Raw genomic sequence first — 12403 nt, forward strand, 5'->3', positions numbered from 1 at the left:
CTCCTCGGTCGCCCGTACCACGCAGTAGGCCGCGGTTACGAGCAGCAGTACAAGCAGGGCGTCCGGGTTGTTGAACCGGAACATGAGCACGGCGACCGGGGTCAGGGCCAGCATGGCGCCGGCGACGAGGCCCGCCCGAGGGCCGATCCAGCGGCGAACCGCGAGATAGAGGATGCCGACGGACGCCACGCCCTCCAGCGCGTCCGGTACGAGCATGCTCCAGCTGTTGAAGCCGAAGATCCGCCCGGACAGGGCCATGACCCACAGCGAGGCCGGTGGCTTGTCGACGGTGATGAAGTTCGAGGAGTCGAACGAGCCGAAGAACATCGCCTTCCAGCTCTGCGTACCGGCCTGCACCGCCGCGGCGTAGAAACTGTTGGCGTCACGTGACGCGCCAAGCCCCCACAGATAGAGGACAGCGCTCGCAGCCAGCAGGACGAGCAGCGCCGGGCGTGTCCACCATGGGTCCGTGTCATGTGCCCGCAGGAGCCGGGGCAGCCGGATCGGAGGCTCGCTCGGAGTTCCGCTCGAGGACCCCTCCGGAGGCTGCGACAACGTCTCCTGTCGCTGGGCCGGGAGGTCGACGCCGGCGGTGACCGACCCCCAGTTGAGGTCGCCGACGTTCGTGGTCATCGTGTGATCTCCCCGATGTGCGGGCTTACCTGCCGCGCCCTTGGTAGCAACAACAATGCTGACGGCGGTACCGACAGTGGTGACGGGGGTGACGGCTTCCTCACGTCAGCGAGGAAGCCGACGCGAGGAACGTAGTGGACTTGGCCGGATTCGAACCGGAATCGCCGCCGGAAGTGTTCCCGCCGGGACCGCCGGAACCACCGGAACCGTCCGGCTGGTTGGCACCCGGCTGGTTGGCGTCCGGCTGGTCATCGCCGGGGGCACCGTCGCGGATACCGGAACCGCCGGTCAGCTCCGACAGACACTGCCGGAACGCCTCGCGGGCGTTGGAGTCCGTCAGGTTCGGGCGGGACTGCCCGTTGGCGTCGTCAACCGTGATGCCCTTCTCCTTCAAGCAGGCCTGAAGCTTCTCCTGATCAACCGATGACCCGAAGCCGTTGCGGAACCTGCCGCCGTTTGGGAACCCACCTTCAGGAACCTCACCGTTCGGGAACTGGCGGTTGAACCTCCCTCCGCCCGGGGCCTCGCCCGCGGCAACCGGGCCGTTCGCCGCAGCCTGGCTGGTGTCGTCCCCCCCACCCGTGGCGGCCATGACGCCGGCGGCGGTACCGAGGACCACTACCAGCACAGCCACAGCGGCAATGAGCCCGTTGCGCCGGTTGTGGGAGCGGCCAGCACCCACAACCGGATTGTCTTCCGTACCGAACGCCGCTGTGGATACCGCCAGAGGTGCTGTCGCGGACGCCGCCACAGAGGCGGGCTGGGCCGCACCGACCCACCACGGCGCGCCCGCCTGGGCGGATGAGAGTACGTCCAGGGGTGCGGCACGGATCAGTGCGACCACGTCCGCGACCGTCGACGCCGAACCGATCACCTGGGGCCGGGCCTCGGCCCCGAGATCCGGTGGAACGTCGACGCCCGGCGGTGTGATCAGCACCAGGATCGCGTCCGCCGACCTGGTCGCAAGAACCCGCAGCAGCTCCCGTTCGTACATCGTGACAACCAGGACCGTCCGGACCGGCGGCTGCGGTTGTGGACGCGGTTCTGGCTGTGCCTGCGGTTCTGGCTGTGCCTGTGGCTGTGGTGTCGACCCGGACAGCCCGTCGCCGGCGGGGCCGGGGTCGTTCGGAACTCGCCCCCCGAGCGGGGGCTCGTCCGACGGCGGGAGGACGTCGTACCCGGGCCCGAGCTCCTCGGCGATCGCGCCCGGGTCAGCGGGGAGGCTCGGGCTCAACCACACATGTGTCATGTGCATACCGTGGCGGTCCCGCCTGAGAGAAAGCTTTCGGAAAGCTTGGGAAGTCCTTTTGGATCGCGGCCACCCGCCTGGATGACGGCCACCCGCCTGGATCGCGGCAGCCACCGCCGCCCCGTCCCGGTCGGCGGAACTCCGCATCAGACCACCGCATCCGACCCGATGATCATATATCCCAGATCATTGGGCTACCGGAGTTCATCGGCAGATATTCTGTTGTTGTTTCCGCGTCGATCCTGTGTGATGAAGGCGCTGGATACCTATCAGATCGCCGTATACAGGCCCATGCTCGCACAAGGGGCCGGACGGGATCGACCGCTCCGGGGGGACGCCATGGACATCCACGCAGGTACCCGGCTGGCGATGGTCGTGGTGAACGGGTCTCCGGCATCACACTGGATCGTCGTGCTGACCGGTCTCATCGCGTTACTGGCCGTCACACCCAGCTGGACATGGCGCGGCACCGGTCATCTCGACACGATCGCGCACGAGGGCGGCCACGCCCTTCTCTCCTACCTTCTCGGACGCTGGGGCGTCGAGGTCTGGCTGTTCTCTGACACGTCCGGCCTCACCAGCTCCTATGGCCGGCCCAACCGACCGGTCAACCTTCTTGTGTCGGCAGCCGGTTACACCGCTCCGTCGGGACTCGGGCTGGGCGCCGCGGTTCTGCTGGACACCGGCCATGTCACGGCAACGCTGATACTCACCGTCATGGCGCTGGCCGCGTTGTTCCTTGTCGTCCGCAACATGTTCGGGATACTGACCGTCGTCTCGACCGGTGCCGCGGTCGTATTCGTGCTGCGTTCGGCGTCCGCGGGGGCGCAGAGCGCCCTCGCCTGCTTCCTCGCCTGGTTCCTGCTGCTGTCCGGGCCGCGCTCCGTTCTCGACCTGTACCGGCAGCGCCGCGGACGGGCGTCCTCATCGGACGTGGATACGATGGCCGAGCTCACCCGCATCCCCGCAACGGTCTGGGTCGCGGTCTTCGGCATGGTCGGGCTGCTCTGCCTGTTCCGCGGAGCACGGCTGTTGCTGCGCTGACCACCCCACCGGAATGCCCGTTCCCGCAGGCTCCCATCCGACACCAGGTGACGGATCGTGCCAGTACCCGGCGGACGATCATGTTGATCACGCCGCCCGCGGGCCCGGGGATCTCCGTACACTGGCCTTCACGTCGACCGCAGGCTCCGCCCGGCCGCGGTGTCATCAGGCCGACACCCCGGCGGTGATGTTGTCCACAGTGGTCGCCCATGCCGGGTGTACAGGGACTATTCCGCTGATCACCCGCTCTTTACCCTCAGTCGACGGCCTGGTGTCAGATGTGTTACATGAGTCAGGTGCGCCAGAACGGGTAGAGCTGTTCCATGGCTCGACACCGGAGGGGTCCGACAGCCCAGCGCACGCCGAACATCAGATACTCACGCACCATCATTCTCTCACGGAAAGTAATGCGTCCTGCATCAGATCCGCGTCTCACCGGCCGGGTGGCACGAATGATCCGGCCGACCGTCCCGCAACTGTTCTTCGCCGCAACCGCGGTCGCGGCTGTGATCGCAATGCCCACCGACGCGCTGACGGCGTCCTCCTCGCCGTCGCCCGCGTCGGTCGCCGACTCCCCGATCATCAACTCCCCGGTCGCCATGGGCACGCCCGCCACCGCGGTGCCCATCCGGCAGGTCAGGCCATCCACTGACGAACAGATCGCCCGGGCGGTACGTACCAGCCCGTTGCTGGGCGAGGTCCAACCGGACAGCATCCGGGTGACCGACATCCACGTGTCCACGATCGACCCGACCGTCGCGGTCGCCCGGATCATACCGACCGGGGGCGAAACCGACCCCGCGACGGTGCTGCTGCGCCACGGCGGCAACGGCTGGACCGTCGTCGAGTTGGGGACCGCCGAGGTCGGCTGCGACAAGCTCGACAACCCGGCGGTCCGGGACGAACTCGGGCTCATCTGCGAACCATCCTGAGGCCTCCGGCGACGCGCGAACAACCATAATCGCGTCGCCTTTGGCCGGCGAACCATCCTGAGGCCTCCGGCGACGCGCGAACAACCATAATCGCGTCGCCGGGCTGCATCATCGGCAGGCCTGAGCCTGGCCTGGCGATGATGCAGCCCATGAACGTCAGCCCATGAACGTCAGCACCGACAGCAGGCCCACGGCGAGCACGATCGTCCCGCGTATCGGTACCTGCCACCGTTCCACCGCCGCGCGCCGCTCACTGACCGCGGACAGCGGCCCGGCCATCGTCACCAGTAGGACCCCGGCCCACCCGAGCGCGAGTACCGGACGGTCCGCGCGCGTGTCGAACGCGTAGAAGACGATCGATGCGACAAGCGTGAGCGCGAATACGATCTGCGGCAGGACGAGCGCGGACATCCTGGGCTGGAAGACCTTCTGGGTGGTGCCGGAGGAGCGGGGTCGGTATCCGAGGGCGATCCGCGTGAACGCGATGGCATACAGCGGGGCGTTGAACAACGCGCTCCCCACCGTACGGGCCGCGCCTCGGGGCCCTGCGTACGCGACGACGAAAAGGAGGGAGCTGACCAGGTAGGGCACCGCGTACAGCAGGTATGCCTGCGCAGAGGCTCCCGAGGAGATGCGGGTGCGGAAGATGATGGCCAGCGGTGGGCCTACCAGAAAGATCATTTGAACCGAGGCGAGCAGATAGCTGAGGCTGGTGTGCAGGTAGTGCGCCCGCTGCCAGCCCCGCAGGCCCGGCTTTACCAGCGGGTTGTCGAAAAGCAGGAGACGCATGCTGTCCATGGCCCAACGCAGGCGTTGCTTGGCGTAGACCGCCGCGGTCGCCGGCGCGGTCCCGACGGAGATCGGCCGGGCATGGTAGACGCTGGTCCAACCACGGGCATGAAGCTCGTAAGATGTATGCACGTCCTCTACGATGTTCCATTCGCTGAATCCACCGACCGATTTGAGCGCAGATCTCCGGTAAAGCGTTCCGTTGCCACAGGAGAATGCACTGTTGTCGCGGTCCTTCGCCGGCTGGATGGAACGGTAGAACATGGGCTCGGCATTGTTCAGGACGTCGACGCGCCCGGTGTCGAAAGACTGCGCGGTACAGACGAAACCAACGCCCGTGTCGCGCAGATAGCCAACTATCTGCTCGCCGACGTCCGGGACGACAAGATGGTCGGCGTCAAGGGTGAGAACCGCGTCACCATCGGTGCGGGCCAGCGCATGGTTGAGGTTCCCGGCCTTTCCGGACGTTCCGTCGAGGCGAGTGAAACACGGTACGCCGAGGCGGGCCGCGAGCTCGTCGATGTCCCGCCAGTCCCTCCGGCCGGAGATGCGGCCGTCGTTGAGGACGTAGGTCTGGTGCGGGTAGTCGATCGCCAGGGCGAATCGTAGCGTCCGCTCAACCATCGAGGCGGGCTCTCCGCATACGGTCACGAACACGTCAAGCGTTCCCGCGGGTGGCGCAACCGGCCGGACAACGCCTGGCCGCATCCGGCCGACCATCACGGCTGTCCAGGAAACGGCCAGGTAGCTCACCAGCTCGGCGCCATAGAACATGTAGCCGATCACGCCGGTGCCGCCGAGGGTGCCAGCCCGCCAGACAAGGTAGAGCGCACCCACCACAACAACCATCACGCCGGCCACCGGTCCCAGACGTCCACCCAGAGTGCCGGCGAGCGTGTCCCTGCGTCCCCGCGGCGCACCGTCCACCGATACCCGCTGCCGAGGAACCAACTGCGAAAGGTCACCCTGATCGTCCTGAGCCGACGCGGTAGCGCCGACCGGCGCGACATCGCGAGCCATATCTTCACCTTTCGAGAAATATTTAAACATTCAGCGCATTCGACTGTTCGGTTACCGGGCGGAGCCTGGCTGCGCAGTACCAGCAAAAGTTGCAATGAATGTGTTGTTTCCGGACGGCGACACGGGACCGGATATGAACGGCGACCAACGCGCGGGCGGTTCTACACCGCGCCATCACACCGGGAAATATGATTCGACGGATAGGAGTGTCCGCAAATTGACCACAGTTCAGGCGGAGTTCGGGTTGATCAGGCTCCGCACGTCCAGATCATCGACCGTTCCGGGCCGGCGGGCCGGCGGGCCGGCGGGCCGGCGGAAACCTGACGTGCCGGGTGGGTAACCGCCGGCCTCGCGTGACCGCGGTCATATACCCAATCGACCCAACCGATACCAATCCGCTTCCATGAGATCATGGAAGCGGACCCGACGCTGTGTCCAAGAGCCTGCCTGGGCGCCGATCCTCGCAATCGAAGATCTACCAGGTGGGCCCAGGGCTCCTCCTCGGCACGATCCGGCAACCAGATCCGCAGGCCGGCCGAGAGAAGGACCGCTGTCGTCCGTGCTGTGTTCGCAGGGCAGGGCGGACATGAACAAGGAGTCGAGCGATGAGCAGCACCCGGCCGAGCGGTCCCGCCCAGGACGAACCTGGCTTCGATGCGCTGTCGGAGGCTCTGGCCGAGGCGGCAGCCGCCGTCCGGGACCTGGAACCCATCGCGCGGCAACGCGCCGAGCAGCTACGACACGCCGTCGAGGCGCTCCACGGCAGTGGGATCAACGCGATCGTCCGGAAGCTGCGCGGGGATTCTCGCGGCCGGGAACTGCTGTTCGAGCTCGCGGACGACCCGATTGTGCACCTGTTGTTCTATGTTCACGGGGTCATCCAGCCGACTTCGGTGACCGAGTCGCTGCGGGCGCTGGAGAAGGTCCGGCCCTACCTGCGGGCACAGGGCGGGGACGTGGAACTGATCCGCATCAACGGGGACACCGCATTCCTACGGGTGAGCGGAACGTGCAACAGCCGCGCCCTGACCGGGGTCACACTGCGCGAGGTGATCAAGGATGCTCTGGTCGGTGGAGTCGGGTCCGTCGCCCGGGTGGTGATGCTCGCCGGTGAGCCGGCGCCGACGCTGATCCCCCTGGGGTCCGTACGCACCCGTGACGGTGGGTGGGTAGCGGTCGGTATGGCCGCGGACCTCACCCGCAGCGAGATGACGGCGCTGCACCTTGAGCGGGCCGACGGCACCGAAGCCGACGTCGTGGTCGTGAGCCTGGACGGCCGGCTCATCGCCTACCGCGACCTCTGCGCCCACCAGGGGCTCCCGATCAACGTGGCGAAGCTCGACCCGACGACAGGAACCCTCACCTGCCCCAGGCACGGCTTCTGCTACGACGCGCAGTCCGGTACCTGTCTGAACGCACCAGGTGCACAGCTGGAACAGTTGACGCTGCGGATCGACAACGGCCAGGTGTGGATCCGACTCTCCTGATCGCCATCAGGATGACGGACCGTCCACCGGGAGCATCCGATGCCAGCCGAGAACACCGCCCGTGGCCTGCGACTCTGGTCCCGCCATCACGCTCGGCGTTCTCACCGTGACCCTCACAGGCTAGCCCGTGCCGGCTACCGGCGTCATCCTGGCGGTTCTGATCGTCGCCTCGGAAGTTCTGGCTGCGCACGACCGCCGGGAGGACAAGCTGAAATAAAAGCGGCACCCCGGCCGGCAAAACCCGTATTCCTACGCGTTCCCTTCCGCGCACCCATCCATCAACGGTCACCAAACGTAATCGTCGGAACCCGCCATTCGTGTTGGAGAACGGGTCCAGCAACCCACGGCTGACACAGACCGCGGAGATGCTTCCGCCTGACCATCCGCGGACCGTGTTAACGTACGAGGTGCCAGTCCGCTGGGTGGCAGCCTTGCGATTCGCTTGTGTTCACGGTTCCATGTATCTACCGAAGATATCGGAAGAGCGCCCGTGCGAGAGACCTACCCACTGCAGATCGGAACACGGGTCCAAGCCGTCGACGCCACCCGCCAACCGGGACTACTACTGGGAACGCGATCGCATCTGCTGATCGCGACAAGCTATCTCATCCTGACATTCCTGCTGACCATCAATGTATGGTCGGATCCAACCCGGAACATCATCGCCGGTAATTCGAATGACACCGGCCTGTACTGCTGGTGGCTTGCCCACACCGCGCACGCCGTCGTGAGCCTGTCGGATCCGTTCGTCACCCACCTGGCGAACGCACCGGAAGGAATAAACGCGCTCTGGAACACCTCCGTCCTGGTTCCAGGCCTGTTGCTGACACCATTGACCCTGGCCGCTGGGCCGGTTTTCTCCTACAACCTGCTTGTGGTCCTGGCATTCTCGCTGTCCGCTTTCGGCGCCTACCTGTTCGCGTGCAGGCTCGCCGTGCGAACCACCGCAGCATTTATCGCCGGTGTTGTCTACGGTTTTTCGCCTGCCATCGTCGGGGCTGGTATTGGGCATCTGAGTACGTTGTTCGCACCAGCAATCCCTCTACTCCTATGCCTGGTCGTAGATATATTCAAAGGCTCACGCGGGCCTTCCCGAAACGGGACTCTACTGGGTATCGGAGCTGGACTGCAACTGCTGACCGGCGAAGAGGTGCTGTTCATAACAGCGATAACAGCCGTACTCGGGATTGCCGTCCTGGTATTAAGTCGACCGAGTCTCCTCCGCCAGGCCATCAACCCGACCCGGGCATTGACAATTTCATTACTGTCGTGTCTCGCCCTGACCGCGTTGCCTCTCGGAGTTCAGTTCTTCGGTTCTCCCCGGAGCCACGGGAGCCCATTTCTCGCCAATTTCTACAAGAGCGACCTGACGGGCCTGTACGTCCCTCCCGCGCGACAGCTGCTCGTGTCGTCGGCCCAGGCCAGGCAGGCCGCGACGTTCCAGGGTGGTCCTGCGGAGTACATGAACTATCTCGGGTGGCCCCTGCTGATCGTGTGTGTGTTGGCAGTTGTCCTCGGCTTCCAGGATCTCAGGTTGCGGATCGCCGGACTCACCGGCGTGCTCCTGGCTGTCCTCGCTCTGGGAAGCACGCTGCTCGCCAAGGGGGTCGAGACAGGTCTGCGGCTGCCCTGGAACCTGGTTGCCAAAATACCGATCTTCGACTCCGCGCTGCCCAACAGGCTTTCCATGAGCACAGCGTTGATGGCCGGACTGGTGCTCGCCCTTGCTGTCGATCGGCTGCCCTCCCGACTCGGGTACGGTGGGTCGCTCACAGCTGTCACGATCGCCGTGGTCTGCATTCTCCCGCTTGTCCCACGGCCATACTCCATCGAACGGTCACCCGATATCCCTACGTTCTTCACCACCGATGCGGTCAAGATTCTCCCGAAGGGTTCAACCGTACTCGTCCTCCCCTACCCGACCGGGATACAGACCGCGCCGATGGCCTGGCAGACAGCCGCTCGCTTCCATTTCTCGATGCCTGGCGGCTACTTCATCGGGCCTGGCCCCGACGGCAAAGCCTATATGGGTGGGCGAAGGCCGACAGCAACGGCACAACTACTGATCGACGTTGAAAAAGGAGGGCTTGCCGGGGTTCCGACCCCGACACAGATCGCACAGGCACAGATCACCCAGGCACAGGGTGACTTCGCCCGACTTGGCGTGCGAGCGGTCGTGCTCGGCCCCGCGAACCACCGGGGCGAGCTCCGCGACGCGGTCACGCTGTTGGTGGGAAGTCAGCCGGAATTCCGCGACGGTGTGTACATCTGGCGCCTGCCGTCACGGACGTAAGTGGATCAGACCGCCACCGCACGCAGGGCACGGCTGGCCGGCCGGACCCCGGCTGAGGGTCCGGCCGACGCAGGCGTCAGGATGGGTTGAGGACGTTGATCCACTGGTTGTCGAACAACGGGACGCGCTTGCCGTCCTTGACCTCCGAGAACTGCACGTCGGTCGAGAAGATCCGGTTGTCCGGCGAGATGACCTGGACCGGCTTGGCGAAGTTGACCTTCGCCAAGGGCGGGTAGTCGATGTCGCCGGCTGTGTTGAGTGCCTGGGCCAGGCTCTCCCCGTCGATCGTGGTGAGCTTGGCAGCCAACTCGGCCACCAGGTGGGTGGTCGCCCACATGATCAGACCCTGGTCGCTCAGCTCGGTCTCGGGCGCGCCGCTGGCAACAGCCTCGTCGTGGAACTTCTTCACCGCGGGGATGCTGGTATCGCTCACCGCGGCGTTCTGGCTGATGAAGACCGTGCCGTTGGCGGCCGCGCCCAGTCGGTCGATCCGCTTCTGGCTGGCCTGGGACGAGCCGTAGGCCATGATCGCGTTGTTGCCGGACTGGCGCAGCGCCTGGGCCAGTCGCTCGAAGCCGCCGCCGCCGAGCACCATGTCGATGCAGTCGGTGCCACTGAGGTTGGCCGCATAGGTCGTGAAGTCGGTTGCGGTCGGCGGGATGAAAACGCTCTTGGGGGCCGGCAGGTTGAACGGTTTGAGACCCAGGGTAACCAGCGACGCGGAGTTACGGCCGGCAGCCAGGTCGACGACTGCGACTCCCGGAGTCTTCTTGCCGAGCTTGCCACAGGCGGTTCCACCACCCGCGACCTCGATGACGCCGGAGATGAACGGGTACGAGTAGGGGCTCTTCAGCTCGCTCGCGCTGTTCGGGATCGCACCGACGACGGGGATCTTCGCCTTCTCCAGGATCGGCATGTACCGATCACCGTTCGCGGAGGTTCCGGTCACGAACAGATACTTACCGGTAACCGCCTGGTTCGCGCAGTCGGCAGCCTTGTTCGGGTCGAACTGATCGTCACAGGCGGTGACTTCAACGGGTCGGCCCTTGATGCCACCCGCCTTGTTGATCGCAGTTGCGGCCGCCTTGACCGCCGGCGGGATCTCGCTGAACGCCTCCGACGGTCCGGACAGCGCGGTGATAACCATGACCTTGACCGGCTCGCCGGTCAGCTTGGGGCCTGTGGTGGCCGTCGACCCGGGGCTGCCCCCGGACGAGCTGCTTCCACATGCAACCAGCGTCAGCGCGAGCGCTCCTGCCAAGCCCACGGTGATGGGTAACTTTCTGCGCACGGTCTTTAACCTCCTGCAAGAAAATCCATGGCGAACAGGTGTCTACAGGGCCGCTACAGCCATGCCGCCGCATCACAGCTCCGACCGTCCATCGACGGCGACGCAGCAGGCCGGCCTGGTCACGCGATCCCTAGGAGTACGACCTCCTTCGTGGCACCAGAGCCATCTCCATGGCGTTAAGCGGAAAATGATTCAGCCAAATCTGATGTCTCGGACGATGACCGTCAAGCCCTTTCGTCCATCCGCCTCCCGGAAGATCGACGACCTGGATCATGATCAAAATGGCGGCTACGGTCGGTGCCAGTAGCCGCACCCGCCCGTCCGGCCCGGTCGGAGCGAGCCATCGAGCAGTGCTGTCCACGCCCACCGGTCACCGGATTCACCGACAAACTGCTGACGTGTCGAATACAATCGAACGAGAACAAGAATCCAAATTCATGTAGATTTTTCTGGCCATTACGTGCCCACTGTTCATCTGTCCGGAATAAGGATTTTTCACTTACGTACTAATCTCGATACCGGAGTCGTCGACTCGCACCGACAGTGGAAGCCACGGCATTCCAACACCCAGAGAAAAGGCGGAGGATGACACGCTCGTGCCAGCCGCTCATCCGGCGGAAAATCTTTCCGGCGGTCAGCGCAGGTCACGCCCGCGCAGCCTACGGCAGGCGCCGCGTCGCTACGATCACACTTGTTTTCGTCACCCTCATCTTGCTGGCTCAGTCCACGCCAGCCCAGGCAGCCGACTCCACTCAGTACAGAGGTGACGCCTCACGCGGCACCGGAGTGGCCATACCGTTCAGCGGTTTCACTGACCGTGACGGGCGGGCCGTCCTGATCTCGGGCGCGGTCGGCGTCGACCTGGTCCTCGGCTCAACCGCCCAGCCGTATCTGCCCTGCCAGAACTACGACCCCCGGACCGGCACCGGTGACACCTTTGTGAATGCCTGCGAGGTACGCGGAAGCTACACCACCTACACCCGTTTCCCCGTCGGGGCAGGTACCGTTTTTCCGAACGGCTACTTCATGCCTGACACCCAGCCGGATCTGGTCAACGGCGGTTCACTGAAAACAGACTGGGGTGCACGCGCCGCCGGGCTTTCCGTGGAGTTCTACCCGGACGTCACCCGCGACCAGGAGTATGTACACTCCCGTTTCTACGTCGACCAGTTCAACCACCGGGCGAATGGCTGGACGTATTCCCCTTACGTGGGATCGATCAAGCTTGCGACCCTCGCGGACCCGGGCACGGCCGAGATCACCGGCAACGTGACGAGAGGCGGGTCGACACCGCCCAAGGACCAGATCAGGTTTACCGTCTTCGGTGGCGACGCCCGTTCGTCCACGGGCTACCCGATCTCCTCCTTCGCGGTCACCTACAGTCTCGGTGGTGCGGGCTGGACCACCGGGGCAATGTATGCCGGGTCCCAGCGGGTCACCGTCGACGACACAGCAACCGGCCACCAGTGCATCTATGATCTTCGCGGCATCGCCGGCACGAACAACCACATGGACTTCGACTTCGCCCGCCCCGACTTCGGCCGCGGCGGCGGACGGTGCAACTTCTAGGCGCAACGTTCAAGCGCACGCACTCGTGCCTCGGAGGTCATTCGGTCATCTCGGAGATCATTCGGTCATGAGGCGTCGAGCCGGTCCACCCGGAGC

Annotated in this window: 9 protein-coding genes; 5 read left to right on the forward strand and 4 right to left on the reverse strand. The window is 65.2% G+C overall.

The features are described from left to right. Window positions 1-633 (reverse strand): ArnT family glycosyltransferase (locus NBW77_RS15225; protein WP_250279908.1); only part of this gene is annotated, 633 nt, incomplete at its 3' end. A 100-nt stretch (window positions 634-733) separates the two neighbouring features. Next, the gene (locus NBW77_RS15230; protein ID WP_165485749.1) at window positions 734-1882 is read right to left on the reverse strand and encodes a hypothetical protein; all 1149 of its coding nucleotides are present in this window, start codon (window positions 1880-1882) and stop codon (window positions 734-736) included. 339 nt (window positions 1883-2221) lie between these two features. Between NBW77_RS15230 and NBW77_RS15235 the strand changes: the two genes are divergently transcribed. Further along, a complete protein-coding gene (locus tag NBW77_RS15235; protein WP_131744793.1) occupies window positions 2222-2926 on the forward strand; it encodes a M50 family metallopeptidase in 705 nt (234 codons plus the stop codon). Between the two features lie 452 nt (window positions 2927-3378). Further along, window positions 3379-3858, forward strand: coding sequence for a hypothetical protein (locus tag NBW77_RS15240; RefSeq protein WP_250279909.1), 480 nt, complete (start codon window positions 3379-3381; stop codon window positions 3856-3858). A gap of 156 nt (window positions 3859-4014) precedes the next feature. Here the strand turns inward: NBW77_RS15240 and NBW77_RS15245 are convergent, their stop codons facing one another. After that, window positions 4015-5667, reverse strand: a complete 1653-nt coding sequence (locus tag NBW77_RS15245; RefSeq protein ID WP_250279910.1) for a glycosyltransferase family 2 protein — start codon at window positions 5665-5667, stop codon at window positions 4015-4017. Between the two features lie 605 nt (window positions 5668-6272). Here NBW77_RS15245 and NBW77_RS15250 point away from each other — a divergent pair. Together NBW77_RS15250 and NBW77_RS15255 are read left to right on the forward strand one after the other, a co-directional pair. After that, window positions 6273-7154, forward strand: a complete 882-nt coding sequence (locus NBW77_RS15250) for a NifU family protein (RefSeq protein ID WP_131744791.1) — start codon at window positions 6273-6275, stop codon at window positions 7152-7154. A gap of 490 nt (window positions 7155-7644) precedes the next feature. Continuing rightward, window positions 7645-9447: a putative glycosyltransferase family protein gene (locus NBW77_RS15255; protein WP_131744790.1), complete on the forward strand. Its 1803-nt coding sequence runs from the start codon at window positions 7645-7647 to the stop codon at window positions 9445-9447. A gap of 76 nt (window positions 9448-9523) precedes the next feature. Here NBW77_RS15255 and NBW77_RS15260 read toward each other — a convergent pair whose 3' ends face one another. Next, complete coding sequence (locus NBW77_RS15260) at window positions 9524-10738, reverse strand: ABC transporter substrate-binding protein (RefSeq protein ID WP_131744789.1); 1215 nt, start codon at window positions 10736-10738, stop codon at window positions 9524-9526. Window positions 10739-11323: 585 nt separating this feature from the next. Here NBW77_RS15260 and NBW77_RS15265 point away from each other — a divergent pair. Next, the gene (locus tag NBW77_RS15265; RefSeq protein ID WP_131744788.1) at window positions 11324-12307 is read left to right on the forward strand and encodes a hypothetical protein; all 984 of its coding nucleotides are present in this window, start codon (window positions 11324-11326) and stop codon (window positions 12305-12307) included. Window positions 12308-12403 lie beyond the last annotated feature (96 nt).

The sequence above is a fragment of the Frankia sp. Cppng1_Ct_nod genome (assembly GCF_920656135.1).
Taxonomy (GTDB): Bacteria; Actinomycetota; Actinomycetes; order Frankiales; family Frankiaceae; genus Protofrankia; species Protofrankia meridionalis.